This is a genomic window from Chroococcidiopsis sp., from assembly GCF_051657925.1.
In the GTDB taxonomy this organism is placed as follows: Bacteria; Cyanobacteriota; Cyanobacteriia; order Cyanobacteriales; family Chroococcidiopsidaceae; genus Chroococcidiopsis.
Map to the genome: position 1 here is coordinate 15,674 of NZ_JBOFLP010000247.1, position 23,624 is coordinate 39,297.

General features: G+C 45.2%; 23 protein-coding genes and 1 pseudogene. 16 read left to right on the forward strand and 8 right to left on the reverse strand.

Annotated elements, in window-relative coordinates; all coding sequences use genetic code 11:
- Positions 1 to 59: 59 nt before the first annotated feature.
- Positions 60 to 317 carry a hypothetical protein gene (locus tag ACRC32_RS19960; protein ID WP_039714049.1) on the reverse strand — a complete coding sequence of 86 codons (258 nt, stop codon included), beginning with the start codon at positions 315 to 317 and terminating at the stop codon, positions 60 to 62.
- A 232-nt stretch (positions 318 to 549) separates the two neighbouring features.
- Between ACRC32_RS19960 and ACRC32_RS19965 the strand changes: the two genes are divergently transcribed.
- Positions 550 to 1,302, forward strand: a complete 753-nt coding sequence (locus ACRC32_RS19965; RefSeq protein WP_438555612.1) for a phycocyanobilin:ferredoxin oxidoreductase — start codon at positions 550 to 552, stop codon at positions 1,300 to 1,302.
- A 484-nt stretch (positions 1,303 to 1,786) separates the two neighbouring features.
- On the opposite strand, the gene ACRC32_RS19970 is transcribed toward ACRC32_RS19965, so the two are convergent.
- Positions 1,787 to 2,305 carry an adenine phosphoribosyltransferase gene (locus ACRC32_RS19970; RefSeq protein ID WP_438555613.1) on the reverse strand — a complete coding sequence of 173 codons (519 nt, stop codon included), beginning with the start codon at positions 2,303 to 2,305 and terminating at the stop codon, positions 1,787 to 1,789.
- 336 nt (positions 2,306 to 2,641) lie between these two features.
- Between ACRC32_RS19970 and ACRC32_RS19975 the strand changes: the two genes are divergently transcribed.
- Positions 2,642 to 3,268 carry a DUF3038 domain-containing protein gene (locus ACRC32_RS19975; RefSeq protein ID WP_438555614.1) on the forward strand — a complete coding sequence of 209 codons (627 nt, stop codon included), beginning with the start codon at positions 2,642 to 2,644 and terminating at the stop codon, positions 3,266 to 3,268.
- The gene (locus tag ACRC32_RS19980; RefSeq protein ID WP_438555615.1) at positions 3,265 to 4,239 is read left to right on the forward strand and encodes a DUF4335 domain-containing protein; all 975 of its coding nucleotides are present in this window, start codon (positions 3,265 to 3,267) and stop codon (positions 4,237 to 4,239) included. Before ACRC32_RS19975 ends, ACRC32_RS19980 begins: the two co-directional genes overlap by 4 nt.
- A gap of 126 nt (positions 4,240 to 4,365) precedes the next feature.
- Here the strand turns inward: ACRC32_RS19980 and lnt are convergent, their stop codons facing one another.
- Together lnt and gyrA are read right to left on the reverse strand one after the other, a co-directional pair.
- Complete coding sequence (gene lnt, locus ACRC32_RS19985) at positions 4,366 to 5,940, reverse strand: apolipoprotein N-acyltransferase (RefSeq protein WP_438555616.1); 1,575 nt, start codon at positions 5,938 to 5,940, stop codon at positions 4,366 to 4,368.
- An 85-nt stretch (positions 5,941 to 6,025) separates the two neighbouring features.
- Positions 6,026 to 8,605 carry a DNA topoisomerase (ATP-hydrolyzing) subunit A gene (gene gyrA, locus ACRC32_RS19990; RefSeq protein ID WP_438555617.1) on the reverse strand — a complete coding sequence of 860 codons (2,580 nt, stop codon included), beginning with the start codon at positions 8,603 to 8,605 and terminating at the stop codon, positions 6,026 to 6,028.
- Positions 8,606 to 8,870: 265 nt separating this feature from the next.
- Here gyrA and ACRC32_RS19995 point away from each other — a divergent pair, with 265 nt between their 5' ends.
- From ACRC32_RS19995 to ACRC32_RS20005, 3 genes are all read left to right on the forward strand, one after another.
- The gene (locus tag ACRC32_RS19995) at positions 8,871 to 9,101 is read left to right on the forward strand and encodes a hypothetical protein (RefSeq protein ID WP_438555618.1); all 231 of its coding nucleotides are present in this window, start codon (positions 8,871 to 8,873) and stop codon (positions 9,099 to 9,101) included.
- 108 nt (positions 9,102 to 9,209) lie between these two features.
- Positions 9,210 to 10,124: a histone deacetylase family protein gene (locus ACRC32_RS20000; RefSeq protein WP_438555619.1), complete on the forward strand. Its 915-nt coding sequence runs from the start codon at positions 9,210 to 9,212 to the stop codon at positions 10,122 to 10,124.
- 176 nt (positions 10,125 to 10,300) lie between these two features.
- The gene (locus ACRC32_RS20005; RefSeq protein WP_438555620.1) at positions 10,301 to 10,453 is read left to right on the forward strand and encodes a hypothetical protein; all 153 of its coding nucleotides are present in this window, start codon (positions 10,301 to 10,303) and stop codon (positions 10,451 to 10,453) included.
- 151 nt (positions 10,454 to 10,604) lie between these two features.
- Here the strand turns inward: ACRC32_RS20005 and ACRC32_RS20010 are convergent, their stop codons facing one another.
- Positions 10,605 to 11,237, reverse strand: coding sequence for an FMN-dependent NADH-azoreductase (locus tag ACRC32_RS20010; RefSeq protein ID WP_438555621.1), 633 nt, complete (start codon positions 11,235 to 11,237; stop codon positions 10,605 to 10,607).
- 187 nt (positions 11,238 to 11,424) lie between these two features.
- Here ACRC32_RS20010 and ACRC32_RS20015 point away from each other — a divergent pair, with 187 nt between their 5' ends.
- From ACRC32_RS20015 to ACRC32_RS20025, 3 genes are all read left to right on the forward strand, one after another.
- On the forward strand, positions 11,425 to 12,321 hold the full coding sequence (locus ACRC32_RS20015; protein ID WP_438555622.1) for a helix-turn-helix domain-containing protein: 897 nt from the start codon (positions 11,425 to 11,427) through the stop codon (positions 12,319 to 12,321).
- Between the two features lie 142 nt (positions 12,322 to 12,463).
- A complete protein-coding gene (locus ACRC32_RS20020) occupies positions 12,464 to 12,841 on the forward strand; it encodes a hypothetical protein (RefSeq protein WP_317108755.1) in 378 nt (125 codons plus the stop codon).
- A 110-nt stretch (positions 12,842 to 12,951) separates the two neighbouring features.
- Positions 12,952 to 14,304, forward strand: a complete 1,353-nt coding sequence (locus tag ACRC32_RS20025) for a UDP-N-acetylmuramoyl-tripeptide--D-alanyl-D-alanine ligase (RefSeq protein WP_438555623.1) — start codon at positions 12,952 to 12,954, stop codon at positions 14,302 to 14,304.
- Between the two features lie 173 nt (positions 14,305 to 14,477).
- Here the strand turns inward: ACRC32_RS20025 and ACRC32_RS20030 are convergent, their stop codons facing one another.
- Positions 14,478 to 14,831, reverse strand: a complete 354-nt coding sequence (locus ACRC32_RS20030) for a DUF4288 domain-containing protein (RefSeq protein WP_438555624.1) — start codon at positions 14,829 to 14,831, stop codon at positions 14,478 to 14,480.
- Positions 14,832 to 14,901: 70 nt separating this feature from the next.
- On the opposite strand from ACRC32_RS20030, the gene ACRC32_RS20035 reads away from it, so the two are divergent.
- Together ACRC32_RS20035 and ACRC32_RS20040 are read left to right on the forward strand one after the other, a co-directional pair.
- Positions 14,902 to 15,459, forward strand: a complete 558-nt coding sequence (locus ACRC32_RS20035; protein ID WP_438555625.1) for a tetratricopeptide repeat protein — start codon at positions 14,902 to 14,904, stop codon at positions 15,457 to 15,459.
- Positions 15,450 to 15,566, forward strand: a pseudogene (locus tag ACRC32_RS20040) (DNA polymerase III); the annotation flags it as partial. The gene ACRC32_RS20035 and the pseudogene ACRC32_RS20040, both read left to right, overlap by 10 nt.
- A 26-nt stretch (positions 15,567 to 15,592) precedes the next feature.
- Here ACRC32_RS20040 and ACRC32_RS20045 read toward each other — a convergent pair.
- Complete coding sequence (locus ACRC32_RS20045) at positions 15,593 to 16,174, reverse strand: Crp/Fnr family transcriptional regulator (RefSeq protein ID WP_438555626.1); 582 nt, start codon at positions 16,172 to 16,174, stop codon at positions 15,593 to 15,595.
- A gap of 356 nt (positions 16,175 to 16,530) precedes the next feature.
- Entirely contained in the window at positions 16,531 to 18,453 is a 1,923-nt protein-coding gene (locus ACRC32_RS20050; RefSeq protein WP_438555627.1) for a protein kinase domain-containing protein, read from the reverse strand.
- A 114-nt stretch (positions 18,454 to 18,567) separates the two neighbouring features.
- Here ACRC32_RS20050 and ACRC32_RS20055 point away from each other — a divergent pair, with 114 nt between their 5' ends.
- From ACRC32_RS20055 to ACRC32_RS20075, 5 genes are all read left to right on the forward strand, one after another.
- Entirely contained in the window at positions 18,568 to 19,545 is a 978-nt protein-coding gene (locus ACRC32_RS20055) for a Gfo/Idh/MocA family protein (protein ID WP_438555628.1), read from the forward strand.
- Between the two features lie 227 nt (positions 19,546 to 19,772).
- The gene (locus ACRC32_RS20060) at positions 19,773 to 21,266 is read left to right on the forward strand and encodes an AmpG family muropeptide MFS transporter (protein ID WP_438555640.1); all 1,494 of its coding nucleotides are present in this window, start codon (positions 19,773 to 19,775) and stop codon (positions 21,264 to 21,266) included.
- Positions 21,267 to 21,350: 84 nt separating this feature from the next.
- Positions 21,351 to 21,584 carry a hypothetical protein gene (locus ACRC32_RS20065; protein ID WP_438555629.1) on the forward strand — a complete coding sequence of 78 codons (234 nt, stop codon included), beginning with the start codon at positions 21,351 to 21,353 and terminating at the stop codon, positions 21,582 to 21,584.
- A 1-nt stretch (position 21,585) separates the two neighbouring features.
- Positions 21,586 to 22,173: a GNAT family N-acetyltransferase gene (locus ACRC32_RS20070; RefSeq protein WP_438555630.1), complete on the forward strand. Its 588-nt coding sequence runs from the start codon at positions 21,586 to 21,588 to the stop codon at positions 22,171 to 22,173.
- A gap of 109 nt (positions 22,174 to 22,282) precedes the next feature.
- Positions 22,283 to 23,620: a hypothetical protein gene (locus ACRC32_RS20075; protein ID WP_438555631.1), complete on the forward strand. Its 1,338-nt coding sequence runs from the start codon at positions 22,283 to 22,285 to the stop codon at positions 23,618 to 23,620.
- Positions 23,621 to 23,624: the final 4 nt, after the last annotated feature.

The window sequence follows — 23,624 nt, forward strand, 5'->3', positions numbered from 1 at the left end:
GTTAAGAACGGGAGTCGGAAGTCGGAAATTTTCCTATTGCCTCTTATTTCTTGCTTAACTCACCAATTACCATCCACCTCAAATTGATGCGTGCGTAATACCGCTTCCCCATGATCTGGAACCCAAGCTAGCCACTCGTCTTTTCCCACTTGGCACAGGAGCAATGCTTCATCATGACTGTAAGTACTGGGAAGTTCTCGCAACTTGACCCAACCATTGCGTTGACATTGCTCTAATGAATTGTCATAAATTTTGTTCAACCAGTCCGAATGGGTTCTATCGGCGGTTTTGTGTTGTTTGTGAGAATTTAGTTGCACTGCCTTTGCCCTCTTTACTCAGAAAAGTCGATTGGCAATCTGTAAAAAATTGCATTTCTGTAGTTTATGCTACAGAAACTTCGAGAGAAGCTGCATCTATCGTTGGATAACTTTACGTTTGTTCCAGCCAGATATACGATCGGCTTTTAAGTTCCGAGCCACATAGAGTAATAGAATGAGGAGTTGTGAGTGATAAATTCAGCATTCACAGTCCGGTATTGAGTATTTTTCCATGACACCTGCTTCTACTCCTTCACTGCGATCGCAACAGCACTCTCTAATTCGGCAACTAGCCGACGCGATCGAATCTGTTTGGCAAAACCATTTAGAACTCTCACCCTACGTCATTCCTGCAGAGTTGGGCTATGTTGAAGGCAGATTAGAGGGAGAGAAACTGACAATTGAAAATCGTTGCTACCAAACACCTCAATTTCGCAAACTACACCTAGAATTAGCAAAAGTGGGAACGAGTCTAGATATTCTGCACTGCGTCATGTTTCCCCGCGTAGAATACGCTCTACCCATGTTTGGCTGTGACTTAGTGGGAGGAAGGGGACAAATTAGCGCTGCGATCGCAGATTTATCGCCTTTAAATCGAGAACGAACTCTATCCCCAGCCTATACTGCTGCACTTTCTAACCTGCCAAATCCGAATTTTTCCCAACCCCGCGAACTTCCAGCTTGGGGAGATATCTTTTCACCATTTTGCACGTTTATTCGTCCTGGTTCTCCAGAGGAAGAAGAGAAATTCTTGGCAATGGCGCGAGGATTTTTAGAAATACATTGTACCCAGGCGATCGCTGCTCGACCCGTTTCTAGTACGCAACAAGCCGAAATTTTTGCCGCACAACAATATTACTGTACTAAACAGCAGCAAAATGACAAAACTCGTCGAGTGTTAGAAAAAGCCTTTGGTGTAGAGTGGGCAGAACACTACATGACAACGATATTATTTGACTTACCGGAAGCAAGTAATTTGGGCTAATATTCGGTAGCTAAGACCTGCATCTATCTGATTAGCAATTCACAAATCAATTAGAAAGGAATAGACATAATCTGATTTATCCATTCTTCAACTTCAGATGCTTCCCAAATTAGAATAAGAGATTCAATCGCATCACTAATTGACAGATTTTGAGAAATAATTATGACTCCAGTACTAGTTTATAACGAAGGTGTTACATAAATCACGCCATTCAAAGGAATAAATAAATTACTTATTCCTCTTCTGCGATGCTCAGAAAACGGAAACTGGCAAAGTTCGCACGCATGAAAGCCTCTTGAAATGAATGGTTGCCAAAGATTTTTAGCTAATTCACACAGCTTATTAAAGAACTGCTGCCCAACTCTTCCAGTTTGGAATTCAAGCTCTTTACCTAGCCAGCCTATAACCTGTAGGGAGATATCATTTCTTACAGGGAAATAATCGATTGGTCAAGATCTTTGTAACAAGTCACAAGATAATCTCATTAATACTCTACCAGCGTCACAATTGGCACGTCGGGTAAATTCTGCCGTCCTGCTAAATCTTGTAACTCGACAATAAACCCAAAACCCACCAACTCGCAGCCGATTTGCTGTACTAACTTCGCCGTCGCACAGGCTGTTCCCCCCGTGGCAATTAAATCATCTACAATCAACACTCGACTACCAGGCTGTAAGGCATCTTGATGCACTTCTAACTTATCCATGCCATACTCTAGTTCGTATTCAACCGAGTGAACCAAAGAGGGTAACTTCCCAGGTTTACGCACGGGAATGAAGCCAATGCCTAATTTATAAGCCAAAGCTGCACCAATGATAAAGCCGCGTGACTCAATCCCTACAATATACTCAGCATTTAACCCCGCACCATCCAGCTTATCAGCCAGACTATCTATGGCATGGCGCAGCCCTGCGGCATCGCGCAGCAAAGTGGTAATATCTCGAAACAAAATACCAGGCTTGGGAAAATCGGGAATATCGCGAATCAGGGACTTGAGATCCATTATGTTGTCAGCGAGACTGGCTGAGTATAGACGGCAACTATCTATATTGGCAGACTTAGGAAGACTTTGAAAAATCGTACACTAGAATTCCAGATGTTTTAAATTGTTACGTGCGATCGCTAATTTCGAGCGAGAATCAGGGAAAACTCTTATCAGTTGTCAGTTATCAGTTATCAGTTATCAATGACCAGTCATTTTCCCCTTGTCCCCTTCTTCCCTGCTCCCTGCTCGTGCGCTCCCTGCTCCCTTCTATGCTAAAAGTAGACAGTCAGTCGCCAATTTTGCCAATCTAGTGAAGGCTGGTTTTAGTTATTTACCCGTATATTTTTGGTTAAGATGAATGTCTCCGCAAGCGCGAATCCGTTAGATAGTTCAACCGTCCCATCCCTCCCACTGATGCTGGAAAGTTTACCTAACCCACCTGTTGATGAAAGGGCGTGTCCTCAAAGGGTGAGGTTGCAAATTGATTTGATGTTACTGGCGATTGAAGCCCTAGAACTTGGTGGTTCGGAATTATTCTTGGCAATAGCGCAGGAGCTAGAACTACAAGATATTGTCAAAAATCGGGTAAACTTGTGGCGAATGCGCTGTACGAACCCGTTGAGGCGATCGCACGCTCGGCGCGACCTCAGCTTGCTAGAAGCTAAAGCACTCGTCGTTATCACCGCCGATTTAGCCCGCAGGTTGACAGCTGTGATTCGACAGTTGCTATTGACATATCAACAGATGCGTGACAAGCAAATTCCTCTCGATCGGAATCTCCGGCTATCTAATTATCTCGAAAGGTTTCGATCGCATTTTCGCAGTCGGATGAATCCTCGTCGTTCTGGGGTACTGGCTTACAATTCCCCTGAAAAGTTGGATGAACTAGCACTGACACTGCTGCAACAATTGCTATTTTGTACGGGAACGGCGGGAATGCAGCGATTATGGATTAGCTTGTTTGATGGGGAAGTAGAATGACGACGATTCAGCGCAAGTACAGCCTGCCCAATTGCACTCTGGTTTTAGAAGGATTGAGCGATCGCCCGACCGATTCTCAATCTCTCGATGGGCGACCCGTACTCACAATTTTGACCTATGTTGAGTGTCAGCTGATCCAGGCAAAACAAACCTTGACTGGTGGTAGAGATTTTTTTGAAAGTTTGGTTACAGCTGTTAGCGGTTACGCCCAAGAATGTTTGAGTCACGTCACGCACCCAGAAGCGCACAACAAAGAATCTAGCTTGGTACATCTGCAAAAAATCGATCGCGATCGTCATCGTTTGATCGTCCAGCCAGAAAGTCATAAAGAATCAGAGGCAAATAGCCACATCGAAGGTACGACGCAGGAAGTCGAGCTGACAACAGTACAGTTATTTGACTTAGTAGAGGCAATCGATCAGTTTTTTGCCGACACTCAAACCTTACCAGATTTAACGCTGCAACTAGCTCCAGTTTCGCGGCGCTACGTGCGATCGGGACAGCAGCTAGTCAAGCAAGCCGTACCCGCCACCGTAGGCGCATCGGGATTAGCCCTAGCCGCGATCGCCTTTTTCTTAATTCCCATTCCCGAAGCTGTCCGCCGTCCTACAGAACCCACATCTCCATCCGCCCAATCTACCAACATTGCTAACGCACCACCCATCACCGCTCAGTTGCAATTGGTGCAATTACAGCAAAAACTCACCGACCAACTCCGACCGGCGTGGAAGCCTAACGTAGCCCTCGGTCAAGATTTAGTTTACCGCGTTGGCGTAGCTGCTAATGGAGCGATTAAAGGCTATGTTGCGACTAACGACGTATCCAACGGGCAAGTCCAGCAAACTCCCTTACCTCGCCTACTATCTCAGCCTACTGCGGGTGCTACTCCTACTCCTGAATCATTAGCGCAGTTTCAAGTTACCTTTACACCCAAGGGAGAAGTACAGGTTAAGCCTTGGGAAGGAAAATGAGGGGCTAGGGTAAGAATCGATCGCTCTCCACTCGCCTCTTACTTGGATTTGAATTATCTCTGGAGTAGGGCGATCGCAGCCTTACTCTGACCTACGATCTATCCGCGTTCAAATTTCTCAAATAATTCATCCGAGCAACCCTATCATCCAAACTACAACAGCTACAACCATCAACATCGGTGTCAGCCAATCGCCCCATTGCACGTATAAAGTCTTGGTTTGGCGACGATAAATAGTTTCGGCATGAATTTCGTAGGTGTTGTGTCCCGATATCCAAACAGTTTTACCGTGAGGATCGACAAAAGCAGAATATCCGGTATTGACAGCACGCACAGCCCATCTGTCAGTTTCGATCGCCCGCATAATATCTAAAGCGTGGTGCTGAGCTGGCATTGCAGCACTGTAATGGGCATCGTTAGAGGGACTGAGGATAAACTGCCCTCCAGCAGCGGCTTGATAGCGAAATCGTTCGGGAAAAGCAGATTCGTAACAAATTCCGACAATCGCTCGACCGAAAGGAGTATCGAATAACTGATTTGGCGCACCTGCTAGTTGATGCTCGTCAAGAGGTGAAAGTCGAGAAACAATCCCACCTAAAATTTCTTGAAACGGGACATACTCGCCAATCGGTACTAATTTTGATTTGTCGTAGCGACTGAAAATCTGTCCGTTACTCAGTAGAGTGAAAATACTGTTCGTGTAGCCTCCTTCTTTGTCGCCAAACAATCCCAACCAAGCAACTACGCCTCTTTCTTTAACCGCTGAGTAAAAAGAAGTCCGTTGAACGTCATGCCAGCGAAAAGGTAAAGCTCCTTCTGGAGTTAAAACTGCATCGACTCCCCGATCTGCTAAAGTTTGGTAGCCAGTCGTATAACCTTCGATCGCCTTCCGAAAACCTTCGGGATAAAGTTTGATTGTATTGGGGACGTTACCCTGGACGATCCCCACTTGAAGTGCTGTATCTGGAGTTTGAGCTAGGGGAAGGCTGTACAAGCTATAGCCCAAAAGGTGAACTAGAAAGCAGAAGACAGGAGGCAGAAGGCAGAAGGCAAATATCTTCCGACTCCCGACTCCCGACTCCCGACTCCCGAATACTACCATCCAAGCTTCGGCAAATAATCCATTCACAGCTACGATCGCAGCCGTAACAGCACTCGCGCCAGACAGTTGTCCGAGATGAAGAATGGGTAGGTTGTGGGGGCTTTGGGTGTAGGAAAGCGAAGACCACCACAAGGGTCCAGCACTCCACAAGCTTTCTAAGCCGCACCAAAGGGTAACACCGAGGAGGAGGCGGACAAGGTTAAGGGGAATTTTGTCACGCAAAGACGCAAAGGCGCTAAGTGTTTTTGATGTTTTTGCGTTGGGGAATAAGGATTTTAAGGGGAGTATTTTCCAGTTTAGGAGCGCTTTCATGCCAACACCCCAGGCAACCACTAGAGCAGCTCCCCATAGGGTGATGAAGATCCAGCAGAAAAGGGCGATCGCCAGACTACTCAGCCACGGTACGCCCATCCAGGTCATGGGATGAATGCCTGTAATCCAGAACAGAGCAACACCGTGATAGCCAATGCCCCAAAGGAGGGGTAAGGAGCGAGGAGCGAGGAGCGAGTGTTTAGAGGTTGTAACCACTAACACCCATAAGGGGGCTAGGGCAACCCAAGCGAGATACCAAGCTCCTACGGGGGCAACGGTAAGCCCCATGAATATCCCGCTTGTAAGAGCGATGAGGAGCGAAAAACGAGAGGTTAGATTCTCCTCACTCCTCACTCCTCGCTCCTCGCCCCTCTTAACACGCAGCCGCTTCATCGCTGACATCAGATGGAACTAGAGCTACAGCCGCGATCGCATCGTCTTCGTCCAAGCGTTGTACTCTTACGCCTGTCGCACTGCGAGATTGGCGGGGGATGGCATCGGTGGATTGACGAATGATAATGCCGCGAGTCGTGATTAACATCAATTCATCGCCTGCATTCACCACCATCAAGGCTGCTAGTTTGTCTTTAAATTTGCGATTTTGCTTGAATTTCGTCGCAATTTTGCCTTTGGTAGCGCGATTGTACAACTTGAATTGGGAGACGGGAACGCGCTTGCCATAGCCTGCCATTGTCACAATTAAAACCCAAGGACCCTCGCCAGCATTCGCTATTTCGCCATTTTCCTCGGTTTCGGTTTCGACGATTTCGGTTTCTTCGACTTCGGCTTCAGCGGGATCGGCTTCTTCCATGTGCGAAGCAGCGAGTACGGCACTGGCAATGATATCCATGCCAATCAGTTCGTCTCCCTCTCTCAGTTTCATGGCTTTTACGCCACGGGTAGCTCTACCCAAAGGACGCAATTGTTCGTGGCTGGTTCTGAAATGAATTGCCATGCCGAAGCGAGAACCAATGATAATACTATCTTCGACTCGCGCCCTACGCACCCAACGCAATTGATCGCCCTCTTCTAAGGAGATTGCAATCAGTCCGTTTGCCCGAATATTGGTGAAAGCTGCGAGTTCGGTTTTCTTGATGTAACCGCCTTTAGTTAGCATCACCAGATATTCATCGCTGCTAAATTCGCTGACTGGGACGATGGAAGTGATTCTCTCTTCTTTGGGGATCGGCAGCATTTGCACGATTGGCACGCCCCGACTGGTACGCGATCCTACGGGAATTTGGTAGGCTTTGAGGGAGTAGACCACACCGCGATCGCTGAAGAATAAAACGCTGTCGTGGTCGCAGCAGGTGAGGAAGTGATCGACACCATCATCCTCTTTCATTCGCGTCCCCGATTTACCCCGCGTTGCCCGACTTTGAGCTTCAAAGGTATCTAAGGGCATCCGCTTGATGTAGCCTTGTTCCGTCAACAGAATGACTGCTTTCTCGTTGGCGATTAAGTCAATCGCATCAAATTCCCCTTCAGCAGGTTCGATTTCCGTGCGGCGAGGTGTGGCGTGGGCTTGCCTAATTTGGGTGATTTCGGTTTCGATGATTTCTAAAATCCGTTCCCGTCGTGCCAAAATGTCTTTTAAATCGGCAATCTGGACTTGTAAATCTTCGTGTTCTTGACGAATTTTCTCTGCTTCTAGTGCCGTCAGTCGTCGCAACTGCATTTGTAAAATTGCATCGGCTTGAGGTTCCGACAGTCCATGAGTGTCGATTAATTGCTGTTTTGCCGTAGTTGTATCGGCAGCACTGCGGATTGCAGCAATGATCTCGTCTAGGTTGAGTAAGGCAATCAGTAACCCTTGCAGGATATGATCCCGTTCTTCAGCTTTCCTCAGTTCGTAGCGAGTGCGACGGGTAATCGACTCGACGCGGAACTCCAAGAAGACGTGAAGAAACTGTTTTAAAGTCAATAGCTGGGGTTCGTTGTTGACCAACGCCAGCATATTCGCACCAAAGTTAGCTTGAAGCGGAGTTTGCTTGTAAAGGTTGTTGAGGACGACGCGGGGATAGGCATCGCGCTTGAGTTCGATCACGATTCTCATCCCATCGCGATCGCTTTCATCCCGAATATCGGCAATGCCTTCAATCCGCTTGTCGTTAACGAGTTCGGCAATTTTTTCAATTAAGGCTGCCTTGTTAGTTTGGTAAGGCAGTTGAGTAATAATAATTGCTTCCCGTTCCGGTCGTCCTCGCTGTTCGACCGTTTCGATCTCCGCTACGCCGCGCATCGTAATCGAACCGCGACCGGTGGTAAACGCTTCGTGAATCCCCGACGTTCCCAAGATTTTTCCACCCGTAGGGAAGTCGGGACCAGGGATATATTGCATCAACTGGCGATCGCTAATTTCTGGATTGTGGATCAGCGCCACTACACCGTCGATCAACTCGCCCAAGTTATGCGGCGGAATATTTGTCGCCATCCCCACGGCAATTCCCGAAGACCCGTTGAGCAACAGTTGAGGAATTCTCGCAGGTAAAACAATCGGTTCCTGCTGGGAACCGTCGAAGTTGTCGATAAAGTCTACAGTTTCGGCTTCAATGTCCTGCAACAAAGCATTTTCAGTTAATGCCTGCAAGCGACATTCGGTGTAACGCATTGCCGCTGGGGGGTCGTTATCTACCGAGCCAAAGTTACCATGCCCTGCAATCAGGGGCGATCGCATGGAGAAATCCTGCGCCATCCGTACCAAGGCATCATACACAGCCGTATCGCCGTGGGGATGATATTTACCTAGTACCTCCCCCACAACACGGGCGCATTTACGGAACGGACGGTCTGCCGTTAATCCCAACTCATGCATGGCGTAAAGAATTCGGCGATGCACGGGTTTCAGACCATCCCTGGCATCTGGTAGCGCCCTACCTACAATTACGCTCATGGCGTATTCCAGGTAAGACCGCGACATTTCGTTCCGCAGATCGGTTGGAATGATGGTCATATCTTTGCAAAAAACTCCAAATTTGTCGATTTTCAGCAGATAATGCCCAAGATGTTGCTAAATCTTCGGTTTAGCTGCCAAAAAGCTGTAAATTATATCAAAATTTTATCATATTTTGCTAGGGATTGGTTGGTTGGTCATTGGTCATTGGTCATTTGTATTTTCACGCACCACGCACCACTTCCTACTGAATTTAAGCCTCAAGATAGTGTGTGCCTAAAGGCGATCGCTTTTAAGCTGGGGCGTGTAGAGGTGAGAATTAGATATGAGCAGTGAAACGGCTCCAAATCAAGCAGAAAAGCAAAATCCCCCAGGAGATCCATCGCAACTCGATCCAGAGGTACTGGACAAGATTAAACATCCACCTTCCGTACACGACCAAATGAAGCAACTCAGTCCTGAAGAACTGCGGGCAAATCAAGCCGTGTCGCCGGAAATGTTGAACAGTGGCGAAGATTTGCGCGATGACATTATGCCGAGGGAAGAAAGTGACTAGTGGTTAGCGACTAGAAAAAAGACTAGCCACTAGCTACTAGCTACTAGCCACTTACAAATGACAACCACAACGCGCTAATCTGATGAATCAATAAGGATTGCTATAGATATGCTGGCTGTCATCTATTCTGACGAGTTTCTCGAACACAAAACGGGACGATTTCATCCAGAAAAACCAGAACGCATCAGCGCGATCGCGTCTGCTTTACAACATACTAGCTTTGCTCACCAACTAGAATGGCGATCGCCTGTGACAGACTCTCAAAGGGCGATCGCGTGGTTGAAAAAAGTCCATTCACCCCATCACATCCAATCTGTTCGAGAACTCGCTACACAAGGTGGTGGTTATTTGGATCTCGATACTCCTGTATCTCCCCGCAGCTACGATGTGGCACTATTAGCAGTCAACGCCTGGTTAGATGGGATCGATTACACGCTAGCAACAAATAATCCTGCTTTTGTTCTCTCTCGTCCGCCTGGACACCACGCCGAAAGCGATCGCGGCATGGGCTTTTGTTTATTTTCCAATGCGGCGATCGCTGCCCATTATGCCTTAGAACAGCCCAACATCAACCGCGTGGCAATTTTGGATTGGGACGTACACCACGGTAACGGGACTCAGGCGATCGTTGAGAACCACCCCCAAATCGCTTTTTGCTCCCTACATCAGTCTCCCTGCTATCCTGGCACTGGTGCAGCCGCAGAAACGGGTGCATATAACAACGTCCTGAATCTACCTCTTCCTCCAGGTAGCACGATCGCCGATTACCAACCAGTGTTTGAAACTCAAGTGATGCCATTTTTAACTCAGTTTCAACCCGATCTACTGATCGTCAGTGCTGGATATGATGCTAATGCCGCCGATCCCTTAGCTGAAATGTACCTGCAACCGCAAGATTACGGATTATTTACGGAATTTTGTCTTAAGATTACCCATCGAATTGTTTTTGGTCTAGAAGGAGGATACGATCTCCCTGCCCTGTCTCAATCTGTGGTAGCTACAATCGAACGGTGTGTTTTTTAGGGAGTCGGGAGTCGGAATTAACTAGTCACTGTCAGCTTCCCTCCGTACAATCACAGAAGTGGTATCTAAAAAGAAAATTAATTACAGTAATCTCTCGGTGGAACTCTCACCCAGACAGATGGGTAAATAGAAAAGTCAATCGCATCAACTCCTAAGTTGAGCCAAAGCAAGTAAAAATGACTACGTACATTTTGTTCGATACAGCCTTACGCATTTTTGTCAACGCTTATCTGGTTTCTGTAGTACTGCTTTTATCGGCTTCTGTCATTGGATTAGCAGTTATCGAATCAATTGAAAAAGAGCATCATCCATTCCTCAAGTCAAGATAATCTCTTCCCAGCAGGGGTGTAATGGGTGTATGGTATTCGTCTGATGCGATCGAGTTGGGATCGGCTCAGACACTTACAAAAAGGCTTAGACTCGATCGCCAGAATTAACAGTCTTTTTTACCCAAAAGCTTTTATAAGTTCCTACACGCTTCTATGCTGCAACTAACTCGGCGATTTTTGCTTGAGCGTTGGCGATCGATTGAGCCAAACTCGTGCCACCAAACTCATCATTCTCGATAGAAATAAAGCTGATGTCGGTAATGCCAATAAACCCAAAGATCGTTCTTAAATAAGGGTCTTGATAATTCAGCTTTTCGTTGCGATCGCCAATTCCAAAGCCAGAATCACCTCGCGCCGTGACGATAAACATTTTCTTACCTAGTACTAGTGGTTTGTAGGGATTTGCAGCATCCTCTGGTTCAAACGCAAATGTTCGTCCAATCCTCACAATTTGGTCAATGTAAGCCTTGAGCGTGCTGGGAACGCTGAAATTATACATGGGAATACCAATGATATAGAGATCGGCGGCTAAGAATTCGTCCACTAGGCGATCGCTAATATGAATCGCTTCCTGTAATTCAGGAGTTCGTTGCTCTGGTGGTGTAAAAGCAGCTGCAATCCACGGTTCGTCAACATGGGGAACGGGATTGCGCCCGACATCGCGATAGGTAACAATATCGTCTGGATGATGTTGCTTCCAAGCCTCAACGAATTCTCTTGTGAATCTGCGAGAATGCGACCGCTCTCCCCTCGGACTGGAATCGACGTGTAGAATACGTGCCATCAGGTTATCTCCCAATGCTTTATTGCTGTAGTAGTTGCTCGTACCCTACAATTTAGCCAAGTCGAAAATTCTGGACTACTCAAACCTTGCGCGACTATCACAATCTTGCGGCGACTTTGAATCAGTTATCAGTTATCAGTTGTGACCAGTGACCGATAATTGAAGGTGTAAGAGATTGGGTAACTAGATGCAAGGTTTAGAGATACCACTGGCGCAGACGGTTCAGCTTAACACCGATCTTTATCCACCGATTTATTCCAGTCAAGCGTATGGTTGGCAGAATATTTTGGTTGAGGAATTTCGATATCCTCCAGGGCAAGAAACCTATCAAAATTTAACTAGTCATACCCTTTGTGTATCTTTAAATCGTCGTCCGTCCCGTCTGTCACTAACACTTGGAGATCGTCGTCATAGCGGTCTTTTCAGCCAAGGCGATATTTCTATTACGCCTGCTGAAGCCGTGCTAATCTGTCAGGGAAATGACGAAGACAGAATTTTAAGAATTCAGCTAGCGTCTCAGTTTTTCCAACAGGTTGCCCGAGATACGCTCGAACTCGATCCAGATCGCGTTGAACTGTTGCCTGAGTTCCGCGCTCGAAATCCTCAGGTCGAACAAACTAGCATGATGCTGCTTGCCGAACTCAAGACTGGAGGACTGGCAGGAAAACTTTATGTTGAGTCGCTGACAAATGTATTAGCCGTGCATTTGCTTAGAAACTACGTGGCTGTCGAACGTAGTATAGCCGTATATGACGGGGGATTGAGCGATCGCCAACTGCTAAAAGTCGCGGACTACATTAATGCTCATCTGGCTGACGACATTACCTTATCCGATTTAGCTCAATTACTCGGTATGAGTCCATTTCACTTCAGCCGCCTCTTCAAGCGATCGATACAAGTTACCCCTCACCAATACGTGCTTCAGCAGCGGGTGGAACAGGCAAAGCAGTTACTCATACAAACCAAACTATCCATTATGGACATTGCTTTGCAGTGTGGTTTCAGCAGTCACAGTCATTTAGGCAAATGGTTTCGGCAACAAACAGGAGTCACTCCTAAAATGTACCGCATCAATGTTCGTTGAAGCTTGGACAACTAAATTTCGCAGCTACACAAATTAATCATCTATCTTAGGGTCTATTTGTCTCCTAATTTGGATATACTTAGCAAAACCATCAGCACGTTTTTGCTCGGTTTAGCTTCAGCTCTATATCCCAGGAAGTCAAATGCTCGATCGCAACCCTTTACAATTGGAAACAGAAATTGCCAGAATCGCTAGAGTCATGATGACTCGTAATTCAGAGATTGGTAGCGATATCATTAGCGATTTGAGAACTAAGCTGACCAACGAAGAATTAGCTGGTTTGTTGCTTGTCGGTATTGAGCGTATCCTCTGGTTTGATGTCGATGCAGTTTTCTGGACTATAGAACAGATGATTCCTGCCGATCTCATGCAGGAAATTAGAAAAATTACCAATTTAGCGTTTTACAAGCAGTTAATTAACCAAAAATTTATTCCTGGTGTAGACTTTAGCATTGATGCCGATGGCAAACTGTTATTAAATCACAATGCAAAAGCAGCTTTAGTGAAGAGTAAGGGGTAAGGGTTAGGAAAGAAGTCAAAAGCCAAAAGCTAAAAGTCAAAATTTGCCTACACCCTCTATAACCTTTACCGACTGACGACTTCCGGTTTCCAACTTCTGACTTCTCCAACATGTCTTTTCAAGTCACTCTCGATCGACTCATTGCTCTATTGGCTGCTAAGCCACAGCATCTTTCTGACAATGCTTTAGCTTCAACTTGTACGAGAATTAACACCGATACGCGCAGCCTCAAGCCTGGAGATATATTTGTGGCTTTGCGAGGGGAAAAGTTCGACGGACATGGATTTGTCGCAACGGCAGTTGAAAAAGGTGCGATCGCAGCAATTGTTGACGGACACTATCAAGGGGATTTACCTATATTGCAGGTACGAGATACCCTCCAGGCGTATCAACAAATTGCCTCTTGGTGGCGCAGTCAGTTTCATATGCCCGTTATTGGTGTGACTGGTTCTGTCGGTAAAACCACCACTAAGGAGTTAATTGCAGCTGTCTTGGGAACTCAGGGCAACGTCCTCAAAACCCATGCAAATTTCAACAACGAAATCGGCGTACCCAAAACATTATTGGGACTAGATGCCGAGCATGATTTTGCCGTCATTGAAATGGCGATGCGAGGAAAAGGTGAAATTGCCTTATTAACTCAAATTGCTCGTCCTACTATTGGTGTCATTACTAATGTCGGCACGGCACATATCGAACGCTTGGGTTCTGAAGAGGCGATCGCCCGGGCAAAATGCGAATTATTAGCTGAAATGCCTCAAGATAGCGTGGCAATTCTCAACTACGATAATTCTCGCTTAATTTCTACTGCCAACACCGTATGGCAGGGAAAAACTATTACTTACGGTTTAGAAGGGGGAGACATTCAAGGAGAATTACTCGATTCTCAAACCCTACGAGTAGGAGAATTAGAGTTGCCTTTACCCTTACAAGGACGACACAACGCCCTCAATTTCTTGGCAGCTCTGGCAGTAGCTCAAGTGTTACAAATCGATCGGTCGGCGCTGAAAGCAGGTTTAACTGTCGATATGCCATCAGGGCGATCGCAACGTTATGAATTAGCAAATGATGTGGTAATCTTAGATGAAAGTTACAATGCTGCACCAGAAGCTATGCTAGCAGCGTTACAACTATTAGCGCAGACACCAGGAAAGCGACACATCGCGGTGTTGGGTGCAATGAAAGAATTGGGAGAGCGATCGCGAGAATTACATCAAAAAGTCGGGGCAATGGCACGGCAGTTGAATTTAGATTTACTGCTGGTTTTGGTAGACAGTACGGATGCAGAAGCGATCGCGCAGAGTGCAGTGGGTATACCTGTAGAGCGTTGTGCTACCCATGCGGAATTAGTCGAACGGTTGAAAGGAGGAGTGAAAGCAGGCGATCGCATTTTATTTAAAGCCGCTCATTCCGTAGGTTTGGATCGGGTGGTAGAACAATTTCGACAGGAGTTTTGCACCTGAAATCTGAGATCTCGATCCCCCAACCCCCTTAAAAAGGGGGCTACTAGTTTCTCTTTTTTTAGAGATGCTTCCGTAAATTGTCGCGCTTGGCTATCCAATTTGAATAGAGGTAAAAGTTCCCCCTTTTTTAAGGGGGTTGGGGGGGATCGAGATCTCAGCTAAAAAGTCAATGGTTAAAGTTCTTCACTCGATAAAAATGGCTCGAATTGACAATAGGCTTCGTAATTACGAAAATGTCGGGCATAGATTTCTGTAATGTCGTCAAAATCATCATATAAAACCGAATTTACATCAATTATCTGCTTGCAAGTCCAAGTAATAGTGTCATTGTCCTGATTTTGATAGCTGCATTCTTGTTGGCGGCTGTAAAGCAAAGCTTTTTCCCTAGCTTCCTCTAAAGAATTAGCTTGGATGAGTATAAAACACTCTTCGTATAAAGGTCGATCGTTTGGCGCACTTGACGATGATTCAAATAGAATCACAGCAATGTATAAAGACGCTTCTCTGCTGTCGGTATCAACTGTCATGAATATCTCCCATCATCCTTTCTAACACACGATGTCATAATAGTAATAATTTATACTTTTAAATTCAGTAATGACTCTAGTATTTCACGCGATCGCCTCTGTGGCAATAGCCGCGATCGCTTTTGGGCAAAGATTACCCTTGAATAGCGCTCCATTACCTTCTACTCAAGAGAAGACTGCTGCTAAAACTTATCTCAATATTGCTCGATCGATTTTTAAAAACTCTAAAAAACCCGTTTCTACGGACGCTGAAACTTTATACCAACGAGGTTTGGTAAAGGCTAAGCAGGGAGACTATGAAGGAGCGATCGCAGATTATACGCAAGCAATTAAGTTTGGCAACGAGACAATTTTCTCTGCTTTTAATTATTACGGTAGAGCTGAGGCTCGTTTTGCTGTGAAAGATTATCGAGGTGCGATCGCCGATTATACAACAGCTATTCAACTCGATCCAAAATCGGCTGCTACAACTTATTCTAAAAGAGCCGTAGCACGCGATCGCATTGGTGACAAAAAAGGTGCAGATGAAGATCGAAAAGCAGCCGCTAGCTTACCTCCAGAACCAGAACAGCGCGTGTTTCAAACCATAGGTTTCATCTCTAGACAATGCCAAGATAAGAAGCATTAGAAAAGCTCAATTTTCCCCTCGAAGGCACGCATCATCGCGGTGGAGACGATGCTTGGAATATTGCCTTAATTTTATCAGAACTGTTGTTGAAAAGTAGGAGTTTGTGAGGTGGGCAATGCCCACCCTACTTATATCAAGCAAACTTACTTTGACGATCTAATAAGACAATGAAATGGCGGCGGGGGCGATCGATAATACCTTCTTGTTCGAGCTGAGATAGCAGGCGCGTCACGGATACGCGAGTCATACCAATAAATTCTGCGATCTCTTGATGAGTCAGGCGCAAGTCAATTAACCGTCCGCGTTCCACAGGACGGGCAAACTTACGCGCTAACCACAGTAGCATTTGTAGCAGGCGATCGCGAGCGTTGGTTTGGCGAATAATACTTAGTAGTTCCTCCGCTTGTTGTACGTGCTGGCAAATTGCTGTCAACACCCGTTCTCTTTGGTACGAGGGGACGTAGCTGACTTCTACACTTGTAATGCACTCAACTTGATAAGGTTGGATATTCGACAAAGGCTGACCGACAACATCACCTGTACCCCAATACCCCAGTGTCATTACTGTTCCCTCCTCATTCCAAGTGACAGTGCGAACAGCTCCCCGCTCGATATGCAACAGCATTTCCGATTTTAGGGGAATTGAGTCATGGCGCTTGAAAGTCTGCTGAGATAAATTCTCAGCTATGGTAATTGTGGGCAAGGGGGATGACATAAGCAGTTCCAAGTGTAAATTTCAAAGTTTAGGTATGGTAGACGGCATTATTGGCGATTTTAATATCTATTTTCAGAATGTAAGTAGGTGGATTTGTACCTGAGTGGAGTTCAGAAGAACGAGAATTACCTTACAAGAGAGTATAAAGTCATTCAAAGTTTGCTGCAAGATAATTGAGAATCTTTATCACTTGTATCCAGAAAATTGAGGAAAGTTTCTTCTCCTTTGGTTTATCTTCCCTGGCTAGTTATTTCTAGGGTAGAAATACCCAAAATATACTGAAAATATACTAAAAAAAATGGACTCCTTGTCAAATGACGAGCTGTCAAGGACGGGGACAAGTCACAAGTCACAAGTCATAGCGGTACGCGCCACACCTTAACTGTTTTGTCCTCACTCGTACTTACCAACTTGCGCCCATCAGGGCTGAATGCCACAGCCCAAACTGCTGCTGTATGCCCTTTAAACGTGGCGAGTTCTGCGCCTGAAATGATGTTCCACAACTTTATTGTCCGATCGTCACTACACGTAGCAATTGTTTGCCCATCTGGACTCACAGCAACGAGATTGATATCGGCAGTATGACCTGCGATCGTCCGAATTGCTCTACCAGTGTTAAGATTCCAAACTGCGATCGTCGTGCCGTCGCTGACGCTGTAAAGTTGCTGGCTATCTGGACTAATGGCAACAGACCAAACCGCACCTTTGTGTCCTCTGAGGGTGCGCAATTCTTTGACTGGATTATTGTTTAAATCCCAAATTTTCATAGTCTTATCGCCACTCCCAGTGACTAGCTTCTGTCCGTTGGGGCTGATGGCAACGGTGAGAACTTCCGCAGTATGCCCTGTAAGGGTGATATTTTTCCCTGTCTTCAGATCCCAAATTTTAGCCGTCTTGTCATAACTTGCACTGGCAATCTTTTGTCCGTCTGGGCTAATGGCAACGTAATTGACATAGCTTTTATGCCCGCGTAGAGTTTTGATTTCTCGCCCAGTGTTGAGATTCCAGACTTTTACGGTATTGTCTTTACTGCCACTGACAAGGGTTTGATTGTCATTACCGATCGCCACAGAATAAACCCAGTCTAAATGTTCCTCAAGCGAGCGAATTTCTCGCCAGCTATTTGCATCCCAGATTTTGACAGTGCGATCGTCGCTACCAGTAGCAAACTTTTTACCGTCAGGAGTAAAAGCAACACTATTCACTTCATCTGTATGCCCTGTTATTGTATTGACTTGCTGTTGTTGCCAGTAATACAAATATGCTACTAGTGCCAGTAACAGCAGAAAGCAGCCACCTAAAAGCCGACTCCGTTTAGATGGTTTTGCTGATGGAGTTATGACTGTGGGTTGAGGCGATGTGGCTGAGGTGTTTGCCTGCAGGGATACTAAAGCTGCGGTTTCTACTGCGGTTAACGGAGTTATCAGTGCAGGTGCAATCGGCTGAGGCGATCGCGCTACTGCAAGATAGTTTTGCTGAGGTTTTTTTTGTAGTAACCTATCGATCGCCTGCGCGAGTTCCTGACTAACTGCTTGTAATAACGGGTGGCGTTGCCAATTCGCGCTCCAGTCGCGATCGCCTTGAAGCCAAGAAAAATAGGGATGAACTCCAGATAATAAATGCAGACAAGCTACACTTAAATCGTAGAAATCGAGATTTGTTTGTAATGCGGAGTCATCATCAAATGAGTTGTTTGGATGTAAATTGTTTGGATGAAATAGCTGTTTGGTCAGATCGAAGTTAATTAACATCAACCTGTCATCACTATTACGGCGGATAATACTTTCTAAGTTTATATTTCCGTGAACGATCCGGCGCTTGTGGATGAAATAGAGTAAGGGCAATATTTGACCCAAGACATCCCAAATTTGTTGCTCGCTAAATGTCCCTTGCTGAACTAATTCTTGTCTTAAGGTTTGCCCCGAAATTGCTGGTTGAACTAAATAAAAATAATTTCCTTGGGTAAAAGAAGCCGACAGAGTAGGAATCCGATCGTTTTCACCGATTTGTGCTAATTTTTTCGCTAGAGAGTGAAAAATATTCGAGACGAGATGGTAGTTATTAGCTCTAGGCAACGTCAATTGTTGTACCACGTAAGATTCTCGTGCATCTCGATCTTGAGCGAGAAATATTTGACTCAAGCCACCACCCGCTAGGGGGTAAACTGGACGGAAGCGATCGCCCAAACTCGGAACGAGCTTTGTGCCACAACTGAAGCAATATTCCCGATCGTCAGGGTTAACTGGATTTTGGCAGTTGGGATTGAGGCAGCAGAGCATAACTTCAGCGCCTACTAGCCGTTTCGGAACATCATAAACAAGTTAAAAGTCAAAAGTCAAAAGTTAAAAATCAAAACTTTTCTTCTTATCCCTTACCACACACCAATCTTCACAATGCTCGATGACCAAATTCAGATCGGAATAGTAGGTACTGGCTATGCAGCGAAGTTAAGAGCAGAATCTTTTGGACGAGACGAGCGATCGCGTGTCGTTGCAATTACTGGGCATACTCCTGAAAAGACAGCAACCTTTAGTCAGACGTATCAAGCCCAAGCGGTTGATTCTTGGCAACAGTTGGTAGCACGGGAAGATATCGATCTCGTTGTTATCTGTACGATTAACTCAGATCATGGAGCGATCGCCAAAGCTGCTTTACAAAACCACAAGCACGTCGTTGTAGAATATCCTTTGGCTTTGGATGTAGCGGAAGCAGAGGAAATTATTGCTCTAGCTAAAACTCAAAATCGGTTATTGCACGTCGAACATATTGAGTTAATCGGTGGCTTACACCAAGTCTTAAAACAGTATTTACCACAAGTTGGTAGCCCGTTCTACGCCCGTTACAGCACGATGAATCCCCAACGCCCCGCGCCTCGACGTTGGACTTACAATCAAGAGATGTTTGGCTTTCCTCTATGTGGAGCGCTATCGAGAATCCATCGCCTTACAGATTTATTCGGTACGGTTGAGACTATTAGTTGTCAAAATCGTTATTGGGGTACAGATCCCGAGTCATTTTTTCAAGCGTGTTTGTGTACGGCACAAATTCGATTTACTAGCGGAGCGATTGCCGAAGTTAGTTATGGTAAAGGGGAAACTTTGTGGCAAAACGAGCGCAAATTTGAGGTTCACGCTGACCGAGGTGGTTTAATTTTTGATAAGGATGATGGCGTTTTAATTCAAGCAGAGGAAACAACAAAAATTGACATTGGTTCTCGACGTGGATTATTTGCTAAAGATACAGGTATGGTATTAGACCATTTACATATGGGTGCGCCTTTGTACGTGTCTCCAAATGAAAGTTTGTATGCTCTGAAAGTTGCAGACGCAGCACGGCGATCGGCTCAGACGAAGGAGACGATTGCGATGTAGGAGTGGGTTTGCTAAAAATAATGTCGCGCAAAGTCGCACCAACCGTACTCGAAGAGTTGCCGCAGGCTAGGCGAAGCGAAGCGTTAGACGCAAAGCGGCTTCTCGCAGAGTAGGCGCAAAGAAGAGCGCTAAAGGTTTTTGTGGAAGATTCTAAAGATTTAATTAAGGAATTGGTGGAAAAGCGATCGCTGATTTAATGCTGTTGTATCTGATGGGAGTCTTTGAAAGTGACAGCAATGCGATCGCTGCTACAAGTTTTTCAAAGTCGCAAGATGGCGGCTTTGCTACTGCTGGGTTTTGCTTCGGGTTTGCCATTGTTTTTAACGAGTCGAACTTTGCAAATCTGGATGAAGGAGGCAAATATCGATTTAGGGGTTATTGGCTGGTTCAGCTTGGTGGCTTTACCCTATTCTTTAAAATTTTTGTGGTCGCCTGTGTTGGATCGGTTTGTACCCCCTTTTTTGGGGCGTAGGCGGGGGTGGTTGGCGATAACTCAAATTGGGTTAATTGTGGCGATCGCAGCTTTATCGTTACAACAACCTGCCCAAGATGTACGAGTATTAAACTTATTAGCAGTTACTGCTTTAATTGTTTCTTTTTTCAGCGCGACTCAAGATATCGTCGGCGATGCTTATCGAACTGATGTACTGAAGCCACAAGAATTAGAAACTGGTGCATCTGTTTGGGTACTTGGCTATCGCATGGCTTTGTTAGTCACGAGTTTTTTAGCTTTAGTTTTAGCTGATTATTTACCTTGGCAAGTCGTTTATTTGTTAATGGCTGCTTTGATGGGTCTTGGACTATTTACAACTTTTTGGTCGCCCCAACCAGAAGGCGATATTTTAGAGGAGCGATCGCCTCCTACGGTTAAAGATTTAGTATTTTTAATTGGAGGTGGCTTATTAATTTCAGGACTCCTCTTAGCAGTAGGGATGGGTTATCTACCTTTACCGATATTCTATTGGATAGTTGCAGCCCTCATTGTTGCCTGGTTAGCTACATCATTTTTACTACCAACAAAAGCTAGGGAAATAGCCACAGAGCGATCGCCACAAACATTACAAGAGGCAGTTTATTTACCCTTCCAAGAATTTTTTCAGCGTCAAGGAATTGGGGCAGGAATTCTAATTCTATTATTTATCTTGCTTTATAAGTTAGGAGATGCCTTAGTGGGAAATATGGCAAATCCATTTTTAGTAGATTTAGGTTTTAGTAAAAGCGCAATTGGCGCAATTCAAGGGGGAATGGGGTTTTTAGCCACAACTGTAGGAGTATTAATCGGTGGCGTAATTTTAACCAAAATTGGCATAAATCGTGCCTTGTGGGGATTTGGAATTCTGCAACTGATGAGTAATTTAGGGTATTACGCCCTAGCGATCGCGGGAAAAAATAGCTCGTTACTTGTCATAGCAATTAACATCGAAAATTTCTGTGCTGGCTTAGTCACAGTCGTAACTGTTGCCTACTTAATGAGCCTGTGCGATCGCCGCTTTACCACAACTCAATTTGCCTTATTTTCGAGTTTAATGGCAATGAGTAGAGATATTTTAGCTGGACCTGCTGGTGAAATTGCCAAGGCAACGGGTTGGGCAACCTTCTTTTTACTGACAATAGTTGCTGCCATACCAGGACTGTTACTTTTACCTATCGTTGCCCCTTGGAACTCGAAGTATATATTACCCAGACCAGGACTCGATGAAGAAGACTGGCAACAGTTGTAGGATGGAATGGTAATGGGTAATGGGTAACTGGCAACCACTAACCACTAACTACCAATTACCAACTACCAACTACCAACTACCAAAATGGCTATCTTTCGTCAATACATCGCCCCGGTATTAGTCGTACTCGTATTTTTAATTGCTTTAGTTGCAGTCAGCGCCCGTATATTCATTCCGGCTGATATGGCTGCACCCGCACCTACCGAAGAAGTCAGTCCCCAACTAGATAATGCCCAAGTTAATTTTACAAACGCGATCGCCAGCGGATCGGATGCGTTAGCGAAGCTGAACGAAGTTATCGCCCCTTGCCTAGTTTGAAGTGACTCAACAGCTACTACCAGGCTACTCAATCCATTCTGGCACTAACCAGGATCGATCTCTGCTGATCCAATTCATGCAGCAGAGTTACCAAGAAATTTTTCCCAAACAAAACTTTGCTCATCTCCGCCGCACCGTCGAGCGATACTTTTCCAGGGATACGCCATTGTGGTGGGTAGAAGTTGAAGGAGCGAGGGAGAAGAAAGCTGAGGAAGCTGAGGGGGCTGAGGAAGAATCACAATTCCACGATCTAAAATCCGCACATTCAAAATCGACAATTCCCTCACTCCTCACTCCTCACTCCTCACTCCTCAAAGTCGCTTGCTTGTGGGTAGGAAATGCCGTAGATCAAGTCAAGGGCGATCGCCATACATATATATTCTTACTCTACGTCAAACCCGAATACAGACGACGGGGTATCGGTAAAGCATTGATGAGATATCTTGAAGATTGGGCGCGGACAAAAGGCGATCGACAAATTGGTCTACAAGTCTTTCAATCTAATACCCCAGCCTTAGATCTATACCACAAACTAGGCTATCAAATTCAGTCCCATTGGATGATCAAAAGACTAGAAGAACAAGAGTAGGGAGCAGTTGTCAGTGACCAGTAACCAGTAACCAGTGACCAGTTAACAATCCACTACACCCCACACCCTACACCCCACACCCTACACCCTACACCCCACAACAAACCTCATGGTAGAAGCAATTCTAGAGCGATCGCGCCAACTCAAACAAGACTTAACTGATTTCGTCCTCGATGCAGAAGGAGAACTCGCTGAGGCTTTAGAGGCTTATGCTGCTGCCAATGCGCGTAAAGATCGCTATGATGCGGTTCAACAAGAAATAGTCATCGATACATTTATTACTGAAGGACAGGTTGGTGACAAAACACCTATAGACTTATTTATCGAAAACCAACCTGAGTTGACTAAGAGCGATCGCCAATTGCTAAATAGTTGGAAGCGTAGTTTTATCGGCTTATTTACTATTACTAAAATTCTTCCTGATGGTTTGGAATTTATGAACTGGCTGACAGCAAAACCCTACACTGTGAAGCCAAACAACGAGAAAACATTACAAGAAATGTCTCGATGGAAAGAGGGAGAAATCTTACTGACTCGCATCGCACCCGTTACCGATGACTATTGGACATTTTCTTGTGCTTACACGCTGATGGGTAAATTGGGAAAACCCAAACTAGCCGTAGCAATTGGTAATTTTAAAGATAACTATAGAAAATATCTTTACAGCGATGCTCCAGATTTATTAGCTGAAGCTTGGCAATCTGTGGCTAACTATCACGAAGAATTCATAGATTTCTTTGGAAATGAAGAAGTGACGATGCCTGGTTATCAGCTCAATAAAAAAGTCGCTGAATTTCAAGAAATACTAACTCAACAACGCCTCAAAGCAGCCGGAGTTGACGAATCTAAAAGCTTATCGGAACTGGCTGAAGAAGCGGGAGTGGGAGATGAGGAAATCGCAGCAGCCGCCAAGGAAGCAGGCGCAGACTCGCAAGCAATTTCTCAGCTTCTTGCTGATAAAAGCAAGACTAAAATGGTAGCACCAAAAGTAGAATTACCAGCAGATCTGAAAAAAGCCGAACAGGTGACGGCGATTTCTCATCCTCGCTGGGGACAAATGTTTCTACCTACATATACTAAGTTCGTAGAGTTATTAGAAGCTGAGGATTGGCGATCGCAAGAAGGTGCAGACAAGTTAATCAAATACTATTTAGAAAATGCATCTATCAATACTTTTATATGGAAGAAATTAGCACAACAATATCCCAAGCAATTAGAAAAAATCTTGCAAACGTTCTTAGAACGTCCCCAGTTCAAAATTGATAGGGATTTAGAACCGCTATTGCAAGAATATAATAAACCGATAGAACCCGAATTGCCTGAAATTGCTAGTGTTCCCATTCACTTACACAATCTGTTTGAAGAAGCTTTTGTAGAAGTGAACAAATCTAGTACTAAAAACAAGGGTGGTAGTAAGAAGAAAACGGGTTTTGGTTTAAAAAAATAAGATT

Bases quoted from the DNA above. Each gene is read 5' to 3' on its own strand.
- ACRC32_RS19965 (WP_438555612.1), top strand. From the start codon at position 550: ATGACACCTGCTTCTACTCCTTCACTGCGATCGCAACAGCACTCTCTA.
- ACRC32_RS19970 (WP_438555613.1), bottom strand. From the start codon at position 2,305: ATGGATCTCAAGTCCCTGATTCGCGATATTCCCGATTTTCCCAAGCCT.
- ACRC32_RS19975 (WP_438555614.1), top strand. From the start codon at position 2,642: ATGAATGTCTCCGCAAGCGCGAATCCGTTAGATAGTTCAACCGTCCCA.
- ACRC32_RS19980 (WP_438555615.1), top strand. From the start codon at position 3,265: ATGACGACGATTCAGCGCAAGTACAGCCTGCCCAATTGCACTCTGGTT.
- lnt (WP_438555616.1), bottom strand. From the start codon at position 5,940: ATGGGGCTTACCGTTGCCCCCGTAGGAGCTTGGTATCTCGCTTGGGTT.
- gyrA (WP_438555617.1), bottom strand. From the start codon at position 8,605: ATGACCATCATTCCAACCGATCTGCGGAACGAAATGTCGCGGTCTTAC.
- ACRC32_RS19995 (WP_438555618.1), top strand. From the start codon at position 8,871: ATGAGCAGTGAAACGGCTCCAAATCAAGCAGAAAAGCAAAATCCCCCA.
- ACRC32_RS20000 (WP_438555619.1), top strand. From the start codon at position 9,210: ATGCTGGCTGTCATCTATTCTGACGAGTTTCTCGAACACAAAACGGGA.
- ACRC32_RS20005 (WP_438555620.1), top strand. From the start codon at position 10,301: ATGACTACGTACATTTTGTTCGATACAGCCTTACGCATTTTTGTCAAC.
- ACRC32_RS20010 (WP_438555621.1), bottom strand. From the start codon at position 11,237: ATGGCACGTATTCTACACGTCGATTCCAGTCCGAGGGGAGAGCGGTCG.
- ACRC32_RS20015 (WP_438555622.1), top strand. From the start codon at position 11,425: ATGCAAGGTTTAGAGATACCACTGGCGCAGACGGTTCAGCTTAACACC.
- ACRC32_RS20020 (WP_317108755.1), top strand. From the start codon at position 12,464: ATGCTCGATCGCAACCCTTTACAATTGGAAACAGAAATTGCCAGAATC.
- ACRC32_RS20025 (WP_438555623.1), top strand. From the start codon at position 12,952: ATGTCTTTTCAAGTCACTCTCGATCGACTCATTGCTCTATTGGCTGCT.
- ACRC32_RS20030 (WP_438555624.1), bottom strand. From the start codon at position 14,831: ATGACAGTTGATACCGACAGCAGAGAAGCGTCTTTATACATTGCTGTG.
- ACRC32_RS20035 (WP_438555625.1), top strand. From the start codon at position 14,902: ATGACTCTAGTATTTCACGCGATCGCCTCTGTGGCAATAGCCGCGATC.
- ACRC32_RS20045 (WP_438555626.1), bottom strand. From the start codon at position 16,174: ATGTCATCCCCCTTGCCCACAATTACCATAGCTGAGAATTTATCTCAG.
- ACRC32_RS20050 (WP_438555627.1), bottom strand. From the start codon at position 18,453: ATGCTCTGCTGCCTCAATCCCAACTGCCAAAATCCAGTTAACCCTGAC.
- ACRC32_RS20055 (WP_438555628.1), top strand. From the start codon at position 18,568: ATGCTCGATGACCAAATTCAGATCGGAATAGTAGGTACTGGCTATGCA.
- ACRC32_RS20065 (WP_438555629.1), top strand. From the start codon at position 21,351: ATGGCTATCTTTCGTCAATACATCGCCCCGGTATTAGTCGTACTCGTA.
- ACRC32_RS20075 (WP_438555631.1), top strand. From the start codon at position 22,283: ATGGTAGAAGCAATTCTAGAGCGATCGCGCCAACTCAAACAAGACTTA.